We start from the raw sequence: 22,861 nt of genomic DNA, 5'->3' as shown, positions 1-22,861 counted from the left end.
GTTTAAGCGTTTGTCTGGTCAGTCAAAACTGCCTGTTATATGGTGTACAACGTTAGAATCACTATTATTCAACGCTTGCATATCATTGGCTAAATAGGGCGACTAACTGCTAGCGACTGTCTTGGTGGTGGGCCTTTCGTGATCTAGGAGGTTTCGCTTGATACAAATCGCCGTTTTAATGGGTTTCGTACTGGCGGCGCTATCGCCAATGTTAAACCACTGGTTCGGTCAGCGTACCAGTCTTGTACTGGCCCTGTTTCCTGCCGGATTGGCGGCGTGGTTGGCACTCCAGGCCCCCGAGGTCATTGAGAACGGCAGCCTGCTTTTAGAGTGGCAGTGGGTGCCTTCACTGGGGATAAGTCTTACCTTCCTGCTCGACGGTTTATCGTTGCTCTTTGGGCTGTTGATTACCGTAATGGGCGCCTGTGTCCTGGTGTATGCCGGTGGCTACCTTAAAGATCACCCTGATCTTGCTCGCTTTCATATCGCCTTAATCGCTTTCATGGTGTCGATGTTGGGTCTGGTATTGGCTGACGGCCTGTTTACGCTATTTATTTTCTGGGAACTGACCAGCATTACCTCCTACTTGCTGATTGGTTTTAATCACGCTGACATCAATGCACGTAAATCAGCGCGGCAGGGCTTATTCGTTACCGTGGCGGGCGGCTTAGCATTAATGGCTGGGCTGTTGCTGCTAGGGATTGCCAGTGGCAGCTGGTCGCTGGCGGAGATTCTGGGCCAGGAGGCTGATCTGCGTGAGCATGCGCTCTACACTCCCATGCTGATCTGTTTGTTGCTGGGCGCCTTCACCAAATCGGCTCAGTTTCCGTTTCACTTCTGGTTGCCCAACGCCATGGCAGCGCCGACACCGGTCTCTGCCTATCTGCACTCTGCCACCATGGTGAAGGCGGGTATTTATCTGCTGGCACGCTTACACCCGGAGCTGGGCGGCACGGCGATGTGGGTCGGGGTTCTTTCCGTGGTGGGGGCGACCACGATGCTGGTCGGTGCGTTTTTAGCGATTCACCACACCAATATCAAAAAGCTGCTCGCTTACTCGACCATTATGGCGCTGGGCACGCTGACGATGCTATTGGGCATCGGCACTGAGTACGCGATGACCGCGTTTGTTACCTTCCTGCTGGCGCATTCGCTGTATAAAGGGGCGTTGTTCATGGTCGCCGGTATTCTCGATCATGAAACCGGCACTAAAGATGTCACCCAGATGGGTGGGCTACGCTCAGTGATGCCTTTGACTGCCGCGATTGCTTTGGTGGCTGCGCTTTCGCTTGCCGGCGTGCCGCCGCTACTCGGCTTTATCGGTAAAGAGCTGATGCTTGAATCAGTACTCGGCGCCAATAGTTTCCGAACATTACTGGTATTGTTTGCCTTTCTGGCATCTGTTTTGACTATCGCGGTTGCCTTTATTGTGGCGTTACGCCCTTTTTACGGAAAACGACACCACACCCCGCTTGAACCACATGAAGCGCCGCTGAGCATGCTGCTTGGCCCCGCTCTGCTCGCGTTGGGGTCGCTCCTGCTAGGCCTGATGCCCGCTATGTTGGGTGCCGATGCATTACTGGCCGCTACCGCTACTGCTATATCCGGGCAAACGGTAGAGGTGGCGCTATCGCTTTGGTACGGCATCAACGTTGCGTTGATAATGTCGATTATTAGCCTTGGTTTAGGCTTTTTGCTGTTTAAACGTTGGGACAGCGTTCGTGGCAAGCTCTCTCTGTTGGCACCGATAATGCGCCATGGCCCAGAGGCGGGTTATGAAAGCATGATGAATGGCATTGTGCACGTCTCCGAGTGGCAAACACGGCTACTGCAAAACGGCTATATGCGTAATTACATTTTGGTGATGTTAGCGACGCTTATTGCACTGATCGGTAATTCAATTCTGCTACGCCATTCGCCAGTATTTGCCTTTGACTTGGATGTGCGTTTTCACGAGGTTGTGGTAGCGGGCACCATGGCGATGGGGGCGCTATTTGCGACCATTACTCGTTCCCGACTTGGGGCAGTGGTTTCCGTGGGGGTAATGGGCTTTTCCATTGCGTTAATTTTTATTCTGTTCAGTGCGCCAGATCTAGCGATTACTCAACTGCTGGTAGAGACCTTAACGGTCATTTTGCTGGTACTTGTGCTGTTTCGTCTGCCGCGCTTCTCTAGTCTTTCCACCAGCTTGGAGCGCATACGCGACGGCGTGGTGGCCACAATGGTGGGCATTTTGATCTGCCTACTGATTATGACCTCCTGGAGCATTCAACAGTTTGAGCCCATTTCGACCTATATGATTGAGAACAGTGCGCCTTTGGCATACGGCCGTAATATCGTTAACGTCATTTTGGTCGATTACCGTGCTCTGGATACCTTAGGTGAGATGTTCGTGTTAGCGCTTGCTGCCATCGGCGTTATCGCCATGTTAAAGCTACGCCATGGAGATGGGCGTCAGGGTGAAAACAGCACTTCGGAAAATAGTAGTGCAAGCACCGCCGATAGCAGCAAAGTGAACACCAGGGAGCCTAACGATGGTTAAGTCAGGCACGATTATTCTTAACACCGCCGCACGGTTTTTAATGCCGCTGCAATTGATGTTTTCGATTTTCCTACTGCTGCGTGGTCACGACGAACCGGGCGGAGGGTTTATCGCTGGGCTAGTCGCCGCGGGTGCATTTACTCTCTATCTATTTGCCTTTGGCGTTAGTGCTACGAAGGAAGTGCTGCGGATGGTCGACCCTCGCGATTTGATCGGTGTTGGCTTGCTACTGGGAATGATCTCGGTAGTGCCGGCCTGGTTCATGGGCCAGCCATTTCTGACCGCACAGTGGTGGACTATCCCGGTTATCGACTTTAAAGCCTCCACGCCGCTGATTTTTGATATAGGCGTCTACTTTGCCGTGCTGGGTTCAGTCACCGGTATGGTGATGACACTGATGGAGGTCGATAAGGATGAACCATGAGTTACTAGGAGGCACCGCATGGAACCACTAATGGCGCTGGCGATTGGTCTACTCTATGCGGCGGCTATTTTTATGATGCTGCGTCGTTCTATCGTCAAATTGGTGATTGGCTTGATGCTGCTCTCTAACGCCGCCAATTTACTGATTTTTACCACCGCAGGCATGACCCGCGGTGTGCCGCCACTGATTGCAGAAGGCATGATGCTGCCGCCTAGTGGTGTGGCCGACCCCTTACCACAAGCGGTTGTGTTGACCGCGATTGTGATTGCTTTCGGGGTACTTGCCTTTGCCGTGGTATTGATCCGGCGCGCCTACGAAGTCGTTAAGGCTGATGATCTCGATAAGATGAAGGATACTGATACGTGAGGCCTGAAGTTGCTCTTCCCGTCCTCTTACCCCTGCTGACAGGGGCCGTATCCTTGTTGTTTTGGCGCTCGCGTCCCATGCAGCGCTTCTTGGCAGTGGCAGGCAATGCCGCGTTGCTGGTTGTTAGCCTGTGGCTGTTTGTATCCACCCTGTCGGACGGCTATGTCACCATGCAAATGGGTAGCTGGCCAGCGCCCTTCGGGATTACCTTAATTGCGGACCTGTTAAGTGCGGTGATGGTGTTGATGACCGCGATTATCGGCTTGGCGATGGGTATTTACTCGCTGGCCACCACTGGCCGCGGTCACGAAAAATTTGGCTACTACCCGTTGATGCACATACTGCTCGCCGGGGTGATGGGGGCCTTTTTGACCGGCGATATCTTTAACCTCTATGTGTGGTTCGAGGTAATGTTGGTGGCCTCCTTTGCGCTGCTGATTCTGGGTGGCGAGCGCGCGCAGATGGAGGGGGCGATTAAATACGTCACCTTGAATCTGTTGGCATCGGTCATCTTTCTGACCGCGGTGGGTCTACTCTATGGCATGGTGGGTACACTCAACATGGCCGACATTGCGCTGCGCATGGATGAAGCAGAGCACACCGGCATGGTGGAAGTGCTGGCGGTCATGTATATGGTGGCCTTTGGGATCAAAGCTGCCGCCTTTCCGCTGTTCTTCTGGCTGCCAGCCTCGTATCACACCCCACCGGTTGCCGTTTCTGCGCTGTTTGCCGGGCTGCTCACCAAGGTAGGTGTGTATGCGATGTTCCGTGTCTTCACGCTGATGTTCGATCAAACCATGGGCTATCTCCAGGACATTATGCTCTGGGGCGCTGCATTCACCATGGTCACGGGTGTGCTCGGCGCTGCTGCCCAGCACGAATTTAGACGAATCTTATCGTTTCATATCGTTAGCCAGATAGGCTACATGATCTTAGGCTTAGCACTTTATACCCCTTTGGCGATCGCCGGTGGCGTGTTTGCCATCGTGCATAACATGGTCGTGAAAACCAATCTGTTCTTGATCAGTGGTATTACCCACCGTTTACAGGGTACCTATCAGCTTAAAAAAATGGGCGGTTTATACCGCGAACACCCCTGGCTTTCCGTGGCGTTTTTTCTCTCGGCCTTCTCGCTAGCGGGCGTACCGCCGCTGTCGGGCTTTTTTGCCAAATTCGTGATTGTGCGTGCGGGCCTGGAAGTTGAAGCCTATGTGGTGACCGGTATTGCACTGGCGGTGGGATTAATGACGCTCTATTCCATGGTGAAAATTTGGAATGAAGTGTTTTGGAAATCGTTACCCGAAGATAATCACGTGCCTGAGACCGCCACGCCCACTGGCGACGACGGTCGGCTATTAAAACCTAGCCTATGGATGATGTATTTGCCCGTCATGGTGTTGGCGCTATTTTCACTGCTCATTGGTGTGCTGGCAGAGCCTATCATGTGGGTGATGATGGGGATTGGTGATCAACTCTTCGAACCCTCGGGGTATATCGAAGCCGTACTGGGTGCTTCAGCCAGTGCGGACGACGTGTTGCTGCAGCCAACGGAGGCGGCAGAAGATCAACCTGAGGCGGACGCCGGGGAGACAGCACGATGACCGGAGCCATTTGGAACCTGCTGTTAGGCCTTGCTTGGGTACTGTTAAGCGGTGATTTTAGCGGCTTAAACCTCCTTATCGGGCTAATATTTGGCTACATCACGCTGATACTCATTGAGCCTCAGCTTGACTCCCTAAAAGGTTATCCGGCGCGTATACCGCGTTTTATCGGCTTTATCGGTTTTTTTCTAAAAGAACTGGTTCAAGCCAACTTGCGTGTCGCCTTTGATATTGTGACCCCACCTTGGCATATGACACCTGGGGTCATTGCGATGCCGCTTTCTGCACGCACCGAAATGGAAATTACCATGGTGGCCAATCTCATTTCACTGACACCCGGTACGCTGAGCCTGGATGTGTCGGATGATCGTAAGGTGCTGTATATCCATGCGATGTTTTTAGACAACGAGGAAGAGCTGCGGCGCAATTTAAAAGAGATGGAGCGCCGGGCTTTGGAGCTGTTTCGCTAATGGATACCGTTATTCTTATCAGCCAAGTGATAATGAGCGTGGCGCTGATCCTCACCTTTGTTCGCGTAGTGCGTGGCCCAAGTCTGCCCGACCGCGTCGTGGCGTTAGAGCTTTTTTCCACCACCATAGTGGGGCTGGTTGGGGTTTATGCGATTAAGTCGAACGTCGCTAGTTTTCTAGACGCTGCCATTGTGATTGCTCTAATGGGGTTCTTGACAGCTATTGCGTTTGCGCGCTTTTTAGAAAGGGGAGGCCCGCGGGATGATTGATTTCATAAAGGGCGCATTAATTATCGGCGGCGCGCTGTTTATGCTCCTTGCCTCCGTTGGGCTGCTACGGTTGCCCGATTTATTAACGCGTATGCATGCCACTACCAAGGCTGCGGCATTAGGCGTTATCTTAATTATGCTGGCAGCCGCCATGCACTTTGCGGAAGTGGGTATCGTAGCCCGCTCATTTGCCATCATCGTGTTTATCCTGATGACCGCCCCCGTGGCGGCCCACGTAATTGGCCGTGCTGGTTACTTTGTGGGCTCGAAGCTGTGGAGCGGTACCGTGAAGGACGAGTTACGCCCTAACTATGATCCTTTAACCCATGAACTTAAAAGCGGCCTGGAAACCCAGGAAAACGCCAAACGCCACCCCCGCGAGACTGATCCAGACTAGTCCAGCAGTGCCCAACCTTTTGAGAACCATTATTAAGCCACCCTTGGGTGGCTTTTTTGCGTCTAGGCAGGAGGGGCATGTTTAAAACAGGTCTCATTAATTCAACTGGAACAAAGTGTGTACAATTAAATAATGTACAATAGTTATACTGTATAAGATAATGTGTTTATGTTTTACATTATGCCATGCGTAAAGTTCGATCGAGCGTGACCATGCGACGCAAACAACACCTGCCGCAAAAATATTGTATTCAATGCCAGCGACCGTTTACTTGGCGGAAAAAATGGGCGCGCTGTTGGGATGAGGTGCGCTACTGCAGCGAGCGGTGCCGTCGTAGTGCCAGGCAACCAAAGCGCTTATCAATTAGCACAGGGCATCAAAGCACCTCAAGGAGGCACGAGCATGAACAGCACGATTGATATTGTCTGGCTGCAAGACGACCTGCGCATTGCTGATAATCCTCTTTTGCACTTTACCTCCTCTCCTTGTTACTTGCTGTGTCTGTACGTCGTAGATGAACAGTGGTTTTCGCCGTTATTTGATGGCGAATCTACGCCGCGTATTGGGCCTGCGCGCTTGCGCTTTTTATGGCAAAGCTTAATGGAGTTACGTGGCGAGCTTCTGCGGCGCGGCAGTGACTTGCTGGTGCGAATTGGGAAGCCCAGCGATGTGGTGATTGAACTGGCGTCAACGCTTAACGCTCGGCAGGTGCGCGTTGCTGACCATGCAGGAGTGGAGGAAAATGCACATATTCAGGCGGTTAAGCAAGGGCTGCCAAGCCACACTGAATTTGATTGCATCGAGAGTGGACGACTGATTGATCGAAAGGCGCTGCCTTTTGAACGCGAAGCGCTGCCTGCGAGCTTTTCTGTTTTTAGGCGCAGCGTGGAGGACGAATGTATTGTTCCAGACAGTCGTAGCGCCCCAGTAACATTGCCCCCTTGGCCGGAGGCGCCTAGGGGGTTTCCACCATTAAAAGCGGTCTGCGAGCAGAGCGCTAATTGGCAGCCCGATGCCCGCCAAGGGTACGCATATCAAGGTGGAGAGTCAGCGGCGCATGAGCGCTTGAAGGATTACTTGTGGCGCCAACAGGGCGGTGAAACGTATAAAAAAACCCGCAACGGGCTATTGGGGGCTAATTTTTCAACACGTGTTTCACCCTGGCTGGCGCGTGGATGTTTGTCTGCTCGCCAAGTCAATGACGCGGTTAAGGCGTGGGAAGCGGAAAACGGCAGTAATGAATCGAGCTACTGGATTACCTTCGAGCTACTCTGGCGAGAGTATTTTATCCGCGCCGCCCAGTTGGAAAGAGAGGAAATGTTTGGCCCCCGTCAGACTGACAAGCCATGTGCCGCTTTCGATGCCTGGCGTAATGGCAACACGGGACTACCGTTTGTGGATGCAGCAATGCGGGAACTTCTCCACACTGGCTGGCTCTCCAATCGTGCCCGGCAAAACGTGGCCAGTTTTTTGGTTAAAGACTTGAAGGTAGATTGGCGTTTGGGGGCGCTGTGGTTTGAGCACTGCCTGATTGATTATGACGTGGCCAGTAACTGGGGAAACTGGCGTTATATTGCCGGTGTTGGGCGCGATCCACGCCAAGATCGCTACTTTAACGTGCTAAAGCAGGCAGGACTTTACGATCCCCAGGGCCTATATGTTGCGCATTGGCTGAAGTCGCTTGAAAAGCTTCCCTATGGTTTAGCGCGTCATCAGCCGTGGCGTGCAGACCCCTTGGCGTTTGAAGCTCCCTGCGTTGTGCCCGAGCAGTGGGAGCGTTGGTTGATTCCCTGCTGTGAGGCAAGCAGTTTAGCCGAGCGGCCTGGTGTGGCGAGCGTTATAAAGTAATCATCACCTTCTGCCAGACCCTAGTATCTACCTCTTTTCTAGGCCATCATCCTCGTTATGCCAAGGACTGCCCAAGGATCGAAATAATGTCTCGTAACTGTTCTATTGGGCGGCGTTGCCGCCCCTTGTTGTGTGCCTCATTAATTGCCGCAATAACTACGCCTTTTGCAGCAAGCGTTGCACTTGCTAACTCTCAACTGATGTCAGAAGTGGATAGTCAGGCTGCCACAGAGGTTAGTTACGCTAATTTTCAGCAGTGGCTTCAAGACTTTCGTCAGTATGCTGCTGGCCAAGGGATCAGCGAAGCAACACTAAGTAATGCGCTGGATGGCGTTCGTTATCGTGAGCGTGTGATTGAGCTCGATGGGTACCAGCCCGAGTTCGTTCGACCTATTTGGGAATATCTGGATACCGCGGTTTCATCTACGCGTATTAATAACGGCCGGGAAAAACTGGCTGACCACCGCGATACCGCGCAGCAAATGCAGCAGCGTTATGGGGTGCCAGCCGAAATTATTGTCGCCATTTGGGGCATCGAGAGTAACTACGGCAGTAATTTTGGTGATTTTTCGACCTTAGAGTCCCTTGCCACGCTGGCTTACGATGGACGGCGTCGTGATTTTGCCCGGGGAGAACTGCTCGCGGCGTTACGAATCATTGACCAAGGTGATATCGCCGCTGAGCAGATGAAAGGCTCCTGGGCTGGAGCCATGGGCCATACCCAGTTTATTCCCAGTAGCTTTGAAGCTTACGCGGTGGATGGTGATGGTGATGGACGCCGCGATATCTGGAGTAGTATTCCTGACGTAATGGCATCAACGGCCAACTATCTTGACCGTGCTGGTTGGCAAACCGGCCAACCTTGGGGTGTCGAGGTACGCTTGCCCGAAGGGTTTGATTACGCCCAGACCGAGCGACGCAGCAGTGCAGAGTGGCGCAACCAAGGCGTGCAGGCGCTGCAGGGCGAACTGCCGAACTTTGATAGCGGCGCCATCGTGATACCCGCTGGCGCGGAAGGCCCAGCCTTTTTGGTAGGCGCTAATTTCCGTGCGATCTTGCGCTATAACAATGCCACCAGTTATGCACTGGCCGTCGCGACGCTAGGGGATGCGATTGCTGGACGTGACGGGATTCAGCAAAGCTGGCCGCGAGATCAAGCACCCCTTACCCGTGATGATGTGCAAGAACTTCAGCTCACGTTAAACCGTGTAGGCTATTCTGTCGGCGGTGCGGACGGCGTCATGGGTCCCAATACGCGGCAAGGTTTGCGGAACTTTCAGCGTGATCAAGGGTTAATACCGGATGGCTTTGCCACCCAGCAGTTGCTTGAACTACTGCGTCAGCGTTCGCAGTAAGTAATATTTCAAGGGTGTTTTATTTTCCAAGGATGATGTTATGCAGTTGATGGGTAAAATGTTTTTTAGCGGTTTGGTGTTAGGTGCCGCGTTTTTAGGTGCTGGGCTGTATGCTTCCACGGCAATGGCGAATGATGACCAGGTATTCGGTTGGGTTGAAAAAGCCACCCTGCAACCCTGGGATATCGAGGTAAAAGCCAAGCTTGATAGTGGAGCATTAACCTCCTCGCTGGACGCCCGCGATATTGAGATATTCGAGCAGGATGATGAGGAGTGGGTTCGCTTTCGGTTGAGGCTGGAAGATCAGGAAAGTGGCGAAGTGTTCAGCGATCAAATTGAGCGGCCGCTCTATCGCGAATTGGCTGTTCGCGGTGCGGGGGGCCGCGATGAGCGTCCTGTGGTGCTGCTGGAAGTTTGTATGGGTGATACCATTTACGAAGAGCAGTTTAGCCTGCGCGACCGTGAAGAGATGAACTATCCGCTGTTGCTTGGCCGCCGTACCATTGGCCACCTTGGCTTGCTGGATGTGCGTGAAACCTTTTTGCAAGAGCCGGGATGTGGGGAAAACGCCACCTTTGTTCCCCACGATCCAAACGAGCATAAGTCCTGATCTATATAGACTCAGCTCAACAATGATGCTTAAAACAGCCGTGACAGAAGAGCGGTCACGGCTGTTTCAACGCGTAAAATGCGCGGGCCAAGATGCATTCCCTCGCAGCCAGCCAACATTAGTTGCTCTACCTCCCAAGCGATAAAGCCGCCCTCTGGGCCTACCAGTAGCAAGGTTGGGTCATTGATGCCTCTTGGGCAGGCATTTGGCATACCGGGATGGGCTACCAGTCCGCGGCGTTTGCTGAGTAAGCCAGGTAACTGCTGTTCCAAAAAAGGACGAAAGCCCTTACTTAAGGTTACCGAGGGTAGCTGGGTGTCGCGGGATTGCTCTAAGCCGAGTACCAAGTGCTGGTGAATTTTATCCGGGCGTAGCTCAGGAGACTGCCAGTAGCTCTTCTCAACCCGTTTAGTATGCAGCAGGGTGATCTCTTTGACGCCAAGTGCGGTCACGTGCTCTAACGTCCGCGCCAACATGCGGGGGCGGGGTAGGGCCAATACCAAATGCGCGGGTAGCGGTGGTGGCGGTGGCTCGTCGAGAGTTTCCAATTGGAAATACGCGCGCTCGGCGGTGAGTTCTTTTAGCATCGCTTTCCCCATTGAGCCGCCTTGAACACCCACGGTTAGCAGGTCGCCGGGTGTTGAACGATGGACATTGAGCAGGTGTGCCAGTCGGCGTGGATCGGTGATGCAGACGTGGCCATCGTCGGTGAGATCGTTGGGATCAAGCAGTATCAAATTCATAATGGTGGTCTATTGGTCACAAAGCAGGCACGGTACGCCTTGCTAAACTATTAAGGTGGCTTGCATGGGCGCGTGGTGCAGGCACAATACCAGTACCGGGAATAAAAAGTCCCTATCGCGTTTAAGGAGATGCGCCGTGCGCGTAATTCGCAAATATGCAAATCGCAGGCTTTATGATACTCAGCAGAGTCGCTATGTGACGCTGGAGGACCTGCGCCGTTTAATCATCGAAGAAGAGCCGTTTAAGGTCGAAGATGCCAAAAGCGGAGAAGACCTGACGCGCACCATTCTGCTCTCTATCATTATTGAGCAGGAACAGGCTGACAGCGAAGCGGAAGTTTTTTCTAACGACCTGCTAGCGCAGTTAATCCGTGTTTACGATATGACCTCGCCGCTGCCGCTGTCGCGTTATCTCGAGCAGGGTACGAAGTTGATGTTGGAGCAGCAGAAACGTCTGCAGAGCCAGTGGAAGCAGGCAATGCGCAACACGCCGTTGGAATTTATGCGTGAGCTAACCGAAGAGAACATGCGTTTTTGGCAAAAGACCTTGAACCAGCCTGGTCAAGCCGACGAGTCGGGTGATGCGGAGCCGCATGAGGACGATAGCAGCGACGCCGACGCCAGCAATGATAACAAACCCTCCTCCTGACCCCACTTGGTACTGCGCTGTGGCATAATGCCGCCGATATACGCTCTCCCGTTTGAGAAGGATGCACATGAAGGTTTTGATGATAGGTGGCGGTGGTCGCGAACACGCCTTGGCTTGGAAATTGGCGCAATCTAACCAGGTTGAGCAGGTGTTTGTCGCGCCCGGCAATGCGGGCACCGCGACAGAAGCAAAGCTGACCAATGTAGCGATTGCTGCAACGGATATCGACAGTCTGGTCGATTTCGCCCGTGATGAGCAGATTGCCCTAACCGTGGTGGGCCCGGAGGCGCCCTTGGTAGAAGGCGTTGTTGATCGTTTCCAAGCGGCTGGCTTAACTATCTTTGGCCCTACTCAAGCGGCCGCCCAGTTGGAAGGCTCAAAATCTTTTACCAAGGACTTCCTGGCACGCCATGATATTCCTTCGGCTGACTACCAAACGTTTACGGAAGTAGACCCTGCACTGGCCTATTTAAGCAAAATGGGCGCGCCGATTGTGATTAAAGCGGATGGCCTAGCCGCGGGTAAAGGCGTGATTGTGGCACTTAGCGAAGCTGAAGCTGAGGCCGCTATTCGTGACATGCTGGAAGCCAATGCCTTCGGCGGTGCAGGCGCTCGGGTGGTCATTGAAGAGTTTCTGGAAGGTGAAGAGGCTAGCTTCATTGTCATGGTGGACGGTGAGCACGTCGTCCCCATGGCCACAAGCCAGGACCACAAACGCGCCTATGATGGTGATACCGGCCCCAATACCGGCGGTATGGGGGCCTATTCACCAGCACCGGTGGTTACCCCCGAGGTTGATGCACGCATTATGGAACAGGTCATTCTGCCTACTGTGCGGGGAATGGCTGCAGAGGGCAATGCCTACACCGGGTTCTTATATGCAGGCCTGATGATCGATGCGGCGGGTAACCCCAAGGTTATCGAGTACAACTGCCGTTTTGGTGACCCTGAAACCCAGCCGATTATGCTGCGCTTAAACTCTGATTTCGCTGAGCTTTGCTTAGCGGGTGCCGAAGGCAACCTGGCCGGCAAGCGCTGCGAATGGGATACCCGTGCAGCGGTGGGTGTGGTACTGGCGGCCGGTGGCTACCCTGGTAGCTACCGTAAGGGTGATGTGATTACCGGCTTAGCTGCGGCTGAGGAAACGGGCTGCAAAGTGTTTCACGCAGGTACGGCGCAAAATGCCCAGGGCGAGATCACCACGGCAGGTGGCCGTGTGCTGTGTGTAACGGCATTGGGCGATAGCGTCTCTGCGGCGCAGCACCAAGCGTACCAGGGTGTTAATGCTATTCGCTGGGACGGCGTCGAGTGTCGCCGCGATATCGCCTTCAGAGCGATTGCCCGAGAGGAGTAAGTAAGCCTTCCGTTACGCAAATACTGACGAGGAAACAGCCATGGAGCGTGTCAAGCTGGACTTTCCCGCTGAAGCGGTCATTCATCGTCACCCTTTGACGGTGCGGGTGACCGATATGAACTACGGCCGCCACTTGGGGCATGATGCGCTGGTGTCGTTGCTCCACGAGGCGCGTATTCAAGCTTTCGCTGCTTTGGATCTGCCCGAGTGGGATATGCATGGGCACCCTTCAGTCGTCGCTGATATCGCCGTACAGTATCAAAGTGAAGCACGCTGGCCCGATGCGTTAATGATTGCCACCGCCGTGCCAGACCCGCAAGGCAAAGCGTTGACGATTTATCAGCGTATTTACCAGGCAGAGTCTCAGCAGGTAGTCGCCACCGCACGGGTCAACCAGCTACTGATCGATCTTGCTACAGGGCGTCCTGTCGAGGTTCCCAACCAGGTTAAACAAGCGCTTTCCCACGCGAGGTGTGGCTGATGTCACGGGAGTATCCGATTATCGCGGTAACCGGCTCTTCAGGGGCGGGTACCACCACCGTACGGCGCAGCTTTGAGCGCATGTTTCTGCGCGAAGATGTGCATGCGGCGGTGGTCGATGGTGATGCCTTTCACCGCTATACCCGTGATGATCTGCACCGCATCTTCCGGGAAGAGCCAGAACGCAAAGATGAGCTTTCTCATTTTGCCGTTGAGGCGAACTTGCTGGACCGCCTGGAAGGGTTGTTTAGCGAATATGGTGAGCACGGTTCGGGCACTTTTCGGCACTATATCCACGCTGAAGATAAGCAGAAAATTGAAGCGGGCTGTCGGGTAGGTACTTTTACCGAGTGGCAGTCGCTGCCGTGTGGCACCGACCTGTTGTTTTATGAAGGCTTACACGGCGGGCTGGTCACTGAAGAGTATGATATTGCCCGCCATGTGGATCTGTTGGTAGGCGTGGCGCCGACCATGAATCTTGAGTGGATTCAAAAGATCGACCGTGACACCAAGCTGCGTGGCTACTCACAAGAAGCAGTCATCGACACCATCCTGGGTCGGATGGATGATTACGTGCGCTATATCCAGCCGCAGTTTTCGCGTACTCACATCAATTTTCAACGTGTGCCGACCGTCGATACCTCTAACCCCTTTGAAGTGCAGGATATTCCCACCGACGCTGAGTCGTTCGTGGTCATCCGCTTTCGGGATCCCTCTACCGTTGATTTCCCTTGGCTGCTGGCGATGATTAAAGACTCGTTTATGACCCGCCCGCACACGCTGGTCGTGCCTGGCGCACGGATGTCGCTGGCGATGGAGTTAATCCTCGCCCCCTTGGTGCGTCATTTGTTATCGCAACGGCGCTTTCGCTGAGTGTGTCGAGCAAATCATGTGACGCCAAAATAAAGGAGAGCCGTATGGATTGTCTGTTTTGCAAAATTATTAACCGTGAAATTCCCGCTGATATCGTTTACGAAGATGACCATGTATTGGCATTCAATGATATTGGCCCCCAGGCACCGACTCATCAGCTGATCATTCCTAAAAAGCATATCGCGACGCTCAATGATATCGATGAAGCCGACCTTGCCACAGTGGGGCGGCTTCAGTTTACCGCCGCCAAGCTTGCCCGTGAGCAGGGCTTTGCTGAAGATGGCTACCGTGTGGTGATGAACTGCAACGAAATGGGCGGACAAACTGTCTATCACATTCATATGCATTTAATGGGTGGACGCGCCTTCACCTGGCCTGCCGGTTAAGCTCAGCAGGCTGCTATTGCCAGTCAATGGAGTGTTGCCATGGATCGTCAACAGAGTCGTTCAGATCGCCTGATACATCAGTTCGATACCGTCTTACGAACGCTGATGCCCCATGCGGCCTCGTCGCAGCGTACCAGTCCTGCTGAAGGTGTGGCCGAGGCGGCGCTCGACGATCACGAGCGTCGCCATGCGGCAGGTTTAATGCGCATTAATCATACCGGTGAGGTATGTGCTCAAGCGCTGTATCAGGGGCAGGGGGTAACCGCTAAGCTGCCTCATGTGCGTCACCAGATGGAGCAGTCTGCGCAGGAGGAGATCGATCATCTCGCCTGGTGTGATGAGCGTCTGGTGCAGTTGCAGAGCCGAACGAGTTATTTAAACCCTCTGTTCTATGTCGCCTCGTTTGGCATTGGCGCGGCCACGGGGGCGGTCAGTGACCGCATTAGTTTGGGGTTGGTAGCGGCGACCGAAGAGCAGGTAGGCAAGCACCTTGAATCACACCAACAGGCGCTACCCAGCGGCGACAACCGCTCACGCGCCATACTGCGCCGAATGGCCATTGATGAAGCCCACCACGCTCAGCTTGCTTTGGAAGCGGGGGGCGTTCGCTTTCCAGCGCCGGTAAAATGGGGCATGCGTCTGGCCTCTAAAGTGATGGCCAAAAGCGTCTATCATATTTGATGCATAATCATGCTGAATAATGGTGCATAGGGAAATGCTTTAAGGGAAGCCGCCAATTTTATTTTTGCTGTTTTTTATTCTGTTCTTATGTTGTTTTTACTGGCCGCAGGCGTTGTGGCTTTGCGTTGGCGTCAGTGCAATCACAAACTAAAAGGCCCCGCAGAGCGGGGCCTTTTGGCTGTTAACAGTAACAGTTAACGTGATGCTAATTATCAAGCATCAATGCGCTTATATTTCATGCGCTTCGGTGTGTCGTTGCCCATCCGCTTTTTATGATCCTCTTCGTACTCTGCATAGTTGCCTTCAAATAAGACAACTTCAGAGTCACCCTCGAAGGCCATAATGTGCGTGGCGATACGGTCAAGGAACCAACGGTCGTGCGAGATCACCATGGCGCAGCCTGGGAAGGCCAGAAGCGCGTCTTCCAGTGCCCGCAGGGTTTCGATATCCAGGTCGTTGGAGGGCTCATCGAGCAGCAGAACGTTAGCGCCTTGCTTGAGCGTTTGCGCAAGCTGCAAACGACCGCGTTCACCACCGGAAAGCTCTGATAAACGTTTTTGCTGGTCGTTACCCTTAAAGTTAAAGCGACCCACATAGGCGCGAGAAGAGACTTCGTAGCCGTTAATGTTGAGGATATCCTGACCATCCGAAACGGCTTCCCAGACGCTCTGCTTGTCGTCTAAGCCGTCGCGCAGCTGCTCGACGTAAGCGATATCGACCGTTTCACCGACGACAACTTCGCCCTCGTCCGGCTGCTCTTTACCGGTAATCAGTTTGAAGAGCGTCGATTTACCCGCACCGTTACCACCGACGATGCCAACAATCGCACCCTGGGGAATGGTGAAGGAGAGATTCTGGTAGAGCAGCTTGTCATCAAAGCGCTTGGCCACATCACGAAACTCAATGACGTTATCGCCAAGGCGCGGGCCAGGCGGAATGTAAATCTCATTGGTTTCATTACGTTTCTGGAAGTCGCCTGACTGCATCTCTTCAAAGCGGTTAAGACGCGCTTTGCTCTTTGCCTGGCGGCCTTTGGCGTTACTGCGCACCCACTCAAGCTCTTGCTTGATAGCTTTCTGACGCGAGGCTTCCTGCTTGGCTTCTTGATTCAGACGCTGATCTTTCTGCTCCAGCCACTGGGAGTAGTTACCCTCAAACGGGATACCCTGGCCACGGTCAAGCTCGAGAATCCAACCCGCTACGTTATCCAGGAAGTAGCGGTCGTGGGTAATTGCCACGACTGTACCGTTGTAGTCGTGCAGGAAGCGCTCAAGCCAAGCCACTGACTCTGCGTCAAGGTGGTTGGTAGGCTCGTCAAGCAGCAGCATGTCCGGGCTGGAAAGCAGTAAGCGGCATAGTGCTACGCGGCGGCGTTCACCGCCCGAGAGGTTACCCACTTTGGCATCCCAGGGGGGCAGACGCAGCGCTTCAGCAGCAACGTCAAGCTTACGCTCCAGATTGTGAGCATCCGCGGCTTCGATAATGTTTTCAAGCCGTGCCTGCTCGCTGGCCAGCGCGTCAAAGTCGGCGTCGGGCTCTGCGTAGGCCGCATACACGCCATCCAACTTCTCCTGCGCGTCTTTGATTGCCCCGAGCGCTTCTTCGACGGTGTCGCGGACGTTTTTCTCGTCGTCTAGCTGCGGCTCCTGGGGAAGGTAACCAACATTGATGCCAGGCATCGGACGAGCTTCACCTTCAAACTCTTTATCGACACCGGCCATAATGCGCAGCAGTGTGGATTTACCCGAACCGTTTAGGCCCAGGACGCCGATTTTGGCGCCAGGGAAAAACGAGAGCGAAATATCCTTGAGAATTTGCTTTTTGGGCGGCACTACTTTGCCAACCCGGTTCATGGTGAAAACGTATTGCGCCATGGAGATCCGTTAAGTTGTTGAAAAGAAGAAAGCGACAGCAGTTAGGCTACTGGCTCTTATTGCTGGCTAGAGAGTGATGATAGTGGTCTGCACCAGGAAAGGCTAGGCTACTTGAGGGTTTGGCTAGCCAGGCCTACTCATTTGCTGAGAAGGCCAAGCCGCTCAAGGATTACTCTTCTTCGTCCCAGTCATCTTCAATGGCGCGCTGAAGACGGCGTTCTTCCAGCCACGCTTCGACTTGGCGCCGTGCACGTAAACTGTCAGTCTTGCTCGGTTTGCTCTTGCCGTAGTGGTCGTCATTGACGGCGTCTAAGCTTTCGAACTCGTCCGAGTCGAGTGTTTCGTTGCCTAAGGTTTCATGACTTAGGGTCTCACGACTTAGGGGATCACGGCTCATGTGATGTCCTCCAACCCAGCCGGCGTGCCGGCGTAACAACGGCTTCACGCGAGTACATGTGCAGTTCATCAAGCACATGACAACTGCAAAGTGAAGCGCCTAGCGCAATTCACGCGCCTTGCCGCTATATAACGCCAGTTGGGATGAAGTTCAAGCTTTATAGTTTTTTTTAGTGAGAAAGTTAATGATTAGCTGTTTTCTCGCTGCTGTTGTAACTCCGCAAGTGCAAGCTGCGCCTCTACACGCTCCGTCACATCTTTTTGCACGCCAATGTAATACATCAGCTTATCTGCTTCATCATAGACCGGCGTGATAGACAGCTCATTCCAAAACATGGTGCCGTCTTTGCGGTAATTACGCAGCACTTCTCGGGAAGGGCGGCCGTCTTTAAGCGCATCTCGAATAACGGCTAGCGCATCCTGGTCGCGGTCTTCGTTTTGCAAGAAGCGGCAGTCGCGATACAAAATTTCATCCGCACTGTAACCCGTCAAGCGCTCAAAGCCTTTGTTGACGTAGATGAGGATATTTTCATCCCCCTCCTGCTCGGCAACGACTATGCCGTCTTCCGACGCGTCAACAATACGTTCAAGCAGCTCCGGGCTGATCAAAGGGGATCGTTTCATCAAGGGGTTCCTGTTGCAGCTCCAAGTCCTTTCCATGGTCCACAGCCGTTTCTTCACCTGTGAACCGGCGGAATGTCCAATCACTTATTATAGGCAGCATAGCAAATGCGCCAAGGCATCACTGCTATCTGGCTCTATCATGGCGAGCGTTGCCGTGCATTGCAATCTTGAACGCTCTCCTAACGTTGGCAGGCCTATCAAAAGCAACCTTGATTTTCATAGTGTTTGCCAATAGGACGTCACTCGACCTCGGGCAGTTGATGCGCGCTTATTACAGCGCCGCCAGCGGTAGCCGCCAGAATGAGTAGTAATGCGCCGCTGCCAAACCACTGTGCAAAGGCACCAATAAGACCGCCTACGATCAGCATTAATACGCCGGTTAAGGTATTGGAGAGGGCAACGTAAAGCGCACGATTATCTTGGCTGGCCATATCGACGAGATAGGTTTTACGTCCTAAGCGTACGCCGTGGTGAACAATGACAAGTAGTGAGTAAACCGCCGCATAGGGCCATATACTGTGTGTCCATCCGCCGGGTATCCAAGCTAAGCTGGCGCCCAGTACACAGCAAATAGCGGTACCTATGGCCGCGTCACGCATCACCCCGCGGCTCGACTGATCCGCGCGTTTCCCCCAGACCGGGCTTGCTATCATTGCGGCAAGCCCCGATACCACAATTAGTACGCCCAGCCCCCCTAAGTCGGTGCCGCTTTGGTTCTGCCCCAGCAGCGCGATGTAGGGAAGCGCAAGCGCACTCGATAGTAGCAGTGCCCGAGCAACGTTGAAGTGTAAAAAAGAGCGGTCCTCTCTTAGCAGCGACAGGCCCAGTTTAATACTGTCCCAGCCGTTTTCGCCGCCTTCAACAGCGCCGGGGGCTTCCTGAATACGGGCGGCGGCAATTGCATTAATTAGCCAGCCGCTAGCCGCAATGGCCAGCAGTATTGCTACCACTAAATGGCCGGGGCGACTCTCGAACAGCATTAGCACAGCCCCTGCTAATAACGTGGCAGCACCGGCAATGCTGCCGCTCCAGCCCATTAACGTACCGCGACGGCGCTTGGCAATGGTTTTGCCCAGCACATCTTTTGTGGCAATTGAGGATAAACCCCGTGCCAACGAGAGCAGAATTAGCGCTGCTAACACTAACGCACCGCCCAAGGTGCCATTGGCGAATAACGACAGTACGGCAAGTGCTAAGGCAGCGAATGCTTGGGCAAGCGCGCCGGCGACCCACACCCACTTTCGCTTAGGCTTTAGACGGATAAACCCGGCCACGAAAATTTGTGGCAGCAGGGCGCCTGACTCTCGAATGGGTACCAGTAAGCCAACCATCCAGACGGGAGCGCCAATAATGCCCATCAACCAGGGTAAAACTAAACGTGCGCTCGACAGCTCGTCAGCTAACTTATTGCCCAAAGAAGCCCATACGTGCAGGAAAAAATTGCGTGGTTGCTCGTCGCAGGCGCTTTCAGGTATATCGTCACACATGCGGCTGTCGTCATCGCCCGTAATCCATTCATATAGGCGAGTTTGTGAAACGTTGTTTTCGGCCATCGGGACTCCTTCTTAATCGAACTAACTCAAACGACCTATCTCAAGCCATCTCAAAATGACAGAATATCTTCTTAGGATGCCATATTAACTTGCCTTGGAGGTCAGGGATGTCACGTATTCAAATCCGTTATTGCACACAATGCCAATGGCTGCTGCGAAGCGGTTGGTACGCGCAGGAATTGCTCTCAACCTTTGGCGAAGCTTTAAGTGAGGTATCGTTAGCACCTTCTCATGGTGGCACGTTCGAGATCTGGTGTGATGATGTGCTGTTATGGGAGCGCAAGCGCGATGGTGGTTTTCCAGATATCAAGCTTCTCAAGCAGTGTGTACGCGACCAGTTAGAGCCGGGGCGAGATTTAGGGCATATCGACCGATGAATCAGGATCGGCAAGCAATCCTGTTTGGGTTAGGGGCCGTTGCATTATGGTCGACGGTGGCCACGGCCTTCAAAGTGGCGCTCGCTTGGATGAGCCCTCTCGAGTTGATGTGGCTGGCAGCCCTTATTTCCTGGGCGTTGATGGGAGCGCTGGTCATCAAGCAGGGAAATATCACCGCAGCGTTACGCACTGGTTGGAAAACAGCCGCGTGGGCAGGAATGATGAACCCCGTGGCCTACTATTTGGTGCTTTTCGCCGCCTATGACCGCCTCCCAGGGCAAGAAGCGATGGCACTGAATTACACCTGGGCCTTAGCGATGGCGTTTTTAGCCGTGCCTTTACTCGGGCAGCGCTTGACGCGTATGGATATTGTGGCTGGGCTGGTCGCCTACTCAGGCGTATGGGTGATAGCAACACGAGGCGCGGTTTTTAATGTTGCTTTCGCCGACCCGTTAGGGGTCGTACTGGCTCTCGCTTCGACGCTTTTATGGGCGCTTTATTGGCTGCTCAATGCGCGGGATAGTCGACAGCCCCTCGTTGGCCAATGGCAAAATTTTAGCGTAGGTCTACCTGTATTGACTCTGTTGTTACTGCTCGGCCCCGGTTTTCAATGGCACGGCTGGCCAGCCTTTGGTGCTGGTGTGTATGTGGGGCTGTTTGAAATGGGGGTGGCGTTTATTCTGTGGCAATTGGCCGTGCACAAAGTGTCGCGCACGGCCAAAGTCTCCAATCTGATTTTTCTCTCACCGCCCGTATCACTATTGCTCCTTTTCTTGGTGGTGGGAGAGCCCATATTACCTTCGACCCTAGTTGGCTTGGTGCTCATTTTGTTGGGATTGGGGCTGCAGCAGATACAAAAAGTGCATGAATAGGGAGAATTATAATTAGCTATGACTTTTTAGTGTGCTTTTGTGTTTTTGTGTTACGATTAGTGATTCATGAGGTGGCAATAAGCATATCGGCTAGATATGCTTAATGAATTTTGATGTTTTTTTAAATCATCACTTTTGTAATTAGGTGCTAGGCTTGGGGTGGTTAGCCGTATAAAAAAAGCATGGAGGCTAAACGCTTAGCTGGGTCGCCAGTGAAGTGATATCCGCTACAGGGAACACAAAATGAAGCAAGTAGTTGTAACGCGCACGAAAAAAGCCAATCTTCGCCGTATTTCAATGCCGCTAATGGCAGTTACCTTGGCTTTTGCACCGTTAACGAGTGCGATAGCTCAGACGCTTCCACAAAGCCTTTACGCACCTGGTAATGACGATCTGCAGAGCGTTGTTCAAAAGGCTATTTCTACCAATCCTGAAGTCGAAGCCGCATGGTCGCGCCTCAGCGCTGCGAAAAATGATATTGGCGTGGCGCGTGGAAACTACTTGCCCAGCATCGATGTATCCGCGGGCGTCGGTCGGGAAGCTCAAGAGGGCGATGGCCGTGGTAGCTATGAAACTGACTTCGCAGAGCTGACGCTGACTCAAATGCTGTTCGATGGCTTTGCAACCCGGAGCGAGGTCGAGCGGCTAGATAGGGCTGAGCTAGTTAGCTATTATGAGTTGATTGGTGCCAGTGAAAATATAGCGCTGGAAGCATCAGAAGCGTATCTGGACGTAGCACGTTATCGTGAGTTGGTCAGGCTGGCTCAAGAGAATTACGCCAAGCATCAGGAAGTCTATCAACAAATTGAAGAGCGCACTCTTTCTGGCGCCGGAAGAGGGGTAGATCTTGAGCAAATAAGTGGCCGGTTGTCATTGGCTGAATCGAACTTGATGACCGAAGCGACAAATTTGCACGATGTTACCGCGCGTTACATGCGTATCGTTGGTGAATTGCCGGCTCAAAACCTGATGCCCGCTCCCGAACTTGATGAGAATTTGCCTTCAAGTGTCAGTGAAGCTGTCAATTTGGCTTTTGAGGGCAATCCTGATTTTCATGCTGCCATCGAAAACATCAATGTGCAGCGTGCTGAAAAAGAAGGAACGCGCGCAGCGTTTATGCCACGCCTAGAAATTCAAGGTAGAACAGGTACCAACAATCAAGATGATGCCATTGCTGGACGCCGTGATGAGACCAGTGTTCAGCTAGTGGCAAGTATGAATCTATACAATGGTGGTAGCGATCTAGCGGCTTTCCGAGCGGCCAGTGATCGTATTGAAGAAGCCGTTGATCAGCGCGAATTGGCTTGTACAAATGTGCGTCAAACTACGCAAATTGCATATAACGATGCTCAACGACTTCGCGAACAGCTGAATTATTTAAATCAGCATCGTTTATCTATTGATCGCGTTAGAGGCGCCTACCAGCAACAGTTTGATATTGGTGAGCGTACTCTCTTAGATGTGTTGGATAGTGAAAACGAGTATTTCGATGCCAGCCGCGCTTATGCAAATGCCCAATATGACATTACCCTGGCGGATGCAAGAACGCTGGCAGCAACTGGTCAGTTAATGCAGTCACTTGAGATTATGCGTGATGATATGCCGACGTTAGCCGAGTTGGGCAATGACGGCGTTGCCATTACGCCAGAGATCCTATGTCCAGTGGAAGGCCCGGGTGGGTTTACGCTGGAAGATTTTATCGGCCGTGACGTATCTACTCCCGCTCCCACTCGGGCGCCGGATATAACGCTTTCTGCAGATGCCCTATTTCCGATCAATAGTGCTGAGTTGGGGACAGATACGCGTCAAGAGCTCGCTAGGTTGGCTGCTGATATCAATGCGCGTAACGATATTGCGCGAGTTTTCATAGCTGGTCATGCAGACAATACAGGTTCAGATGCAATTAATGGTCCTCTTTCTCAACAGCGAGCTGACAGCGTCGCTCGGTTTTTTGCAGACCAAGGCGTTGAGCCGACATTGATCCAAACAGAGGGTTATGGTTCTAATCGGCCTATAGCTTCAAATGACACGGTAGAGGGTCGCGGACAAAATCGGCGAGTAGAAATTACCTTAGAGCGGTTTGATGAGGTCAACACTTAAATGACATATTTGTGTTT

At 53.1% G+C, this 22,861-nt stretch carries 25 protein-coding genes; 20 read left to right on the top strand and 5 right to left on the bottom strand.

Going from position 1 to position 22,861, the window contains the following annotated elements:
* Nucleotides 1–160 precede the first annotated feature (160 nt).
* The 11 genes from QEN58_RS12675 to rloA3 all read left to right on the top strand — a co-directional run bounded on the left by QEN58_RS12675 (nucleotide 161) and on the right by rloA3 (nucleotide 9,882).
* Complete coding sequence (locus QEN58_RS12675; protein WP_280106937.1) at nucleotides 161–2,542, top strand: putative monovalent cation/H+ antiporter subunit A; 2,382 nt, start codon at nucleotides 161–163, stop codon at nucleotides 2,540–2,542.
* Entirely contained in the window at nucleotides 2,535–2,966 is a 432-nt protein-coding gene (locus tag QEN58_RS12670; protein ID WP_071693780.1) for a Na+/H+ antiporter subunit B, read from the top strand. The genes QEN58_RS12675 and QEN58_RS12670 overlap by 8 nt, the downstream gene beginning before the upstream one ends.
* A gap of 18 nt (nucleotides 2,967–2,984) precedes the next feature.
* A complete protein-coding gene (locus QEN58_RS12665; RefSeq protein ID WP_280104002.1) occupies nucleotides 2,985–3,332 on the top strand; it encodes a Na+/H+ antiporter subunit C in 348 nt (115 codons plus the stop codon).
* Entirely contained in the window at nucleotides 3,329–4,933 is a 1,605-nt protein-coding gene (locus tag QEN58_RS12660; protein ID WP_280104001.1) for a Na+/H+ antiporter subunit D, read from the top strand. The genes QEN58_RS12665 and QEN58_RS12660 overlap by 4 nt, the downstream gene beginning before the upstream one ends.
* A complete protein-coding gene (locus tag QEN58_RS12655) occupies nucleotides 4,930–5,403 on the top strand; it encodes a Na+/H+ antiporter subunit E (RefSeq protein WP_280104000.1) in 474 nt (157 codons plus the stop codon). Before QEN58_RS12660 ends, QEN58_RS12655 begins: the two co-directional genes overlap by 4 nt.
* Nucleotides 5,403–5,672, top strand: coding sequence for an MrpF/PhaF family protein (locus QEN58_RS12650; RefSeq protein WP_280103999.1), 270 nt, complete (start codon nucleotides 5,403–5,405; stop codon nucleotides 5,670–5,672). The genes QEN58_RS12655 and QEN58_RS12650 overlap by 1 nt, the downstream gene beginning before the upstream one ends.
* Complete coding sequence (mnhG, locus tag QEN58_RS12645) at nucleotides 5,665–6,069, top strand: monovalent cation/H(+) antiporter subunit G (protein ID WP_280103998.1); 405 nt, start codon at nucleotides 5,665–5,667, stop codon at nucleotides 6,067–6,069. Before QEN58_RS12650 ends, mnhG begins: the two co-directional genes overlap by 8 nt.
* A gap of 185 nt (nucleotides 6,070–6,254) precedes the next feature.
* Nucleotides 6,255–6,488: a DUF2256 domain-containing protein gene (locus QEN58_RS19515; protein WP_425270285.1), complete on the top strand. Its 234-nt coding sequence runs from the start codon at nucleotides 6,255–6,257 to the stop codon at nucleotides 6,486–6,488.
* Nucleotides 6,472–7,917, top strand: a complete 1,446-nt coding sequence (locus tag QEN58_RS12640; RefSeq protein WP_280103997.1) for a DASH family cryptochrome — start codon at nucleotides 6,472–6,474, stop codon at nucleotides 7,915–7,917. The genes QEN58_RS19515 and QEN58_RS12640 overlap by 17 nt, the downstream gene beginning before the upstream one ends.
* Nucleotides 7,918–8,003: 86 nt before the next feature.
* Complete coding sequence (locus tag QEN58_RS12635) at nucleotides 8,004–9,272, top strand: lytic murein transglycosylase (protein WP_280103996.1); 1,269 nt, start codon at nucleotides 8,004–8,006, stop codon at nucleotides 9,270–9,272.
* 40 nt (nucleotides 9,273–9,312) lie between these two features.
* A complete protein-coding gene (gene rloA3 / locus QEN58_RS12630; protein WP_280103995.1) occupies nucleotides 9,313–9,882 on the top strand; it encodes a retropepsin-like aspartic peptidase RloA3 in 570 nt (189 codons plus the stop codon).
* A 29-nt stretch (nucleotides 9,883–9,911) separates the two neighbouring features.
* Here the strand turns inward: rloA3 and QEN58_RS12625 are convergent, their stop codons facing one another.
* Nucleotides 9,912–10,625, bottom strand: a complete 714-nt coding sequence (locus QEN58_RS12625; protein ID WP_280103994.1) for a 16S rRNA (uracil(1498)-N(3))-methyltransferase — start codon at nucleotides 10,623–10,625, stop codon at nucleotides 9,912–9,914.
* Nucleotides 10,626–10,761: 136 nt separating this feature from the next.
* Between QEN58_RS12625 and phaR the strand changes: the two genes are divergently transcribed.
* The 6 genes from phaR (at nucleotide 10,762) to coq7 (ending at nucleotide 15,048) form a co-directional block, all read left to right on the top strand.
* Nucleotides 10,762–11,274 (top strand): polyhydroxyalkanoate synthesis repressor PhaR, encoded by a 513-nt coding sequence (gene phaR, locus QEN58_RS12620; protein ID WP_280103993.1) that lies wholly within the window; start codon nucleotides 10,762–10,764, stop codon nucleotides 11,272–11,274.
* A gap of 67 nt (nucleotides 11,275–11,341) precedes the next feature.
* On the top strand, nucleotides 11,342–12,628 hold the full coding sequence (purD, locus tag QEN58_RS12615) for a phosphoribosylamine--glycine ligase (RefSeq protein WP_280103992.1): 1,287 nt from the start codon (nucleotides 11,342–11,344) through the stop codon (nucleotides 12,626–12,628).
* A 40-nt stretch (nucleotides 12,629–12,668) separates the two neighbouring features.
* Complete coding sequence (locus QEN58_RS12610; protein WP_280103991.1) at nucleotides 12,669–13,109, top strand: acyl-CoA thioesterase; 441 nt, start codon at nucleotides 12,669–12,671, stop codon at nucleotides 13,107–13,109.
* Complete coding sequence (locus QEN58_RS12605) at nucleotides 13,109–13,981, top strand: phosphoribulokinase (RefSeq protein WP_040480705.1); 873 nt, start codon at nucleotides 13,109–13,111, stop codon at nucleotides 13,979–13,981. The genes QEN58_RS12610 and QEN58_RS12605 overlap by 1 nt, the downstream gene beginning before the upstream one ends.
* A gap of 44 nt (nucleotides 13,982–14,025) precedes the next feature.
* Nucleotides 14,026–14,367: a histidine triad nucleotide-binding protein gene (locus tag QEN58_RS12600; RefSeq protein WP_280103990.1), complete on the top strand. Its 342-nt coding sequence runs from the start codon at nucleotides 14,026–14,028 to the stop codon at nucleotides 14,365–14,367.
* A gap of 39 nt (nucleotides 14,368–14,406) precedes the next feature.
* Nucleotides 14,407–15,048 (top strand): 2-polyprenyl-3-methyl-6-methoxy-1,4-benzoquinone monooxygenase, encoded by a 642-nt coding sequence (gene coq7 / locus QEN58_RS12595; RefSeq protein WP_280103989.1) that lies wholly within the window; start codon nucleotides 14,407–14,409, stop codon nucleotides 15,046–15,048.
* Nucleotides 15,049–15,260: 212 nt separating this feature from the next.
* Here the strand turns inward: coq7 and ettA are convergent, their stop codons facing one another.
* From ettA to QEN58_RS12575, 4 genes are all read right to left on the bottom strand, one after another.
* Nucleotides 15,261–16,922: an energy-dependent translational throttle protein EttA gene (ettA, locus tag QEN58_RS12590; protein WP_280103988.1), complete on the bottom strand. Its 1,662-nt coding sequence runs from the start codon at nucleotides 16,920–16,922 to the stop codon at nucleotides 15,261–15,263.
* 169 nt (nucleotides 16,923–17,091) lie between these two features.
* Complete coding sequence (locus QEN58_RS12585) at nucleotides 17,092–17,319, bottom strand: PA3496 family putative envelope integrity protein (RefSeq protein WP_280103987.1); 228 nt, start codon at nucleotides 17,317–17,319, stop codon at nucleotides 17,092–17,094.
* A 188-nt stretch (nucleotides 17,320–17,507) separates the two neighbouring features.
* The gene (locus QEN58_RS12580; RefSeq protein ID WP_280103986.1) at nucleotides 17,508–17,942 is read right to left on the bottom strand and encodes a PAS domain S-box protein; all 435 of its coding nucleotides are present in this window, start codon (nucleotides 17,940–17,942) and stop codon (nucleotides 17,508–17,510) included.
* A 239-nt stretch (nucleotides 17,943–18,181) separates the two neighbouring features.
* A complete protein-coding gene (locus QEN58_RS12575) occupies nucleotides 18,182–19,495 on the bottom strand; it encodes an MFS transporter (protein ID WP_280103985.1) in 1,314 nt (437 codons plus the stop codon).
* 107 nt (nucleotides 19,496–19,602) lie between these two features.
* Between QEN58_RS12575 and QEN58_RS12570 the strand changes: the two genes are divergently transcribed.
* From QEN58_RS12570 to QEN58_RS12560, 3 genes are all read left to right on the top strand, one after another.
* Nucleotides 19,603–19,872 (top strand): Rdx family protein, encoded by a 270-nt coding sequence (locus QEN58_RS12570; protein ID WP_280103984.1) that lies wholly within the window; start codon nucleotides 19,603–19,605, stop codon nucleotides 19,870–19,872.
* The gene (locus QEN58_RS12565; protein ID WP_280103983.1) at nucleotides 19,869–20,744 is read left to right on the top strand and encodes a DMT family transporter; all 876 of its coding nucleotides are present in this window, start codon (nucleotides 19,869–19,871) and stop codon (nucleotides 20,742–20,744) included. Before QEN58_RS12570 ends, QEN58_RS12565 begins: the two co-directional genes overlap by 4 nt.
* Before the next feature lie 243 nt (nucleotides 20,745–20,987).
* Nucleotides 20,988–22,844 carry a TolC family outer membrane protein gene (locus tag QEN58_RS12560; RefSeq protein WP_280103982.1) on the top strand — a complete coding sequence of 619 codons (1,857 nt, stop codon included), beginning with the start codon at nucleotides 20,988–20,990 and terminating at the stop codon, nucleotides 22,842–22,844.
* Nucleotides 22,845–22,861: the final 17 nt, after the last annotated feature.

The sequence above is a fragment of the Halomonas alkaliantarctica genome, from assembly GCF_029854215.1.
In the GTDB taxonomy this organism is placed as follows: Bacteria; Pseudomonadota; Gammaproteobacteria; order Pseudomonadales; family Halomonadaceae; genus Vreelandella; species Vreelandella alkaliantarctica_A.
Note: the sequence above shows the minus strand (reverse complement) of the source record. Positions and strands in the feature narration are given on the sequence as shown.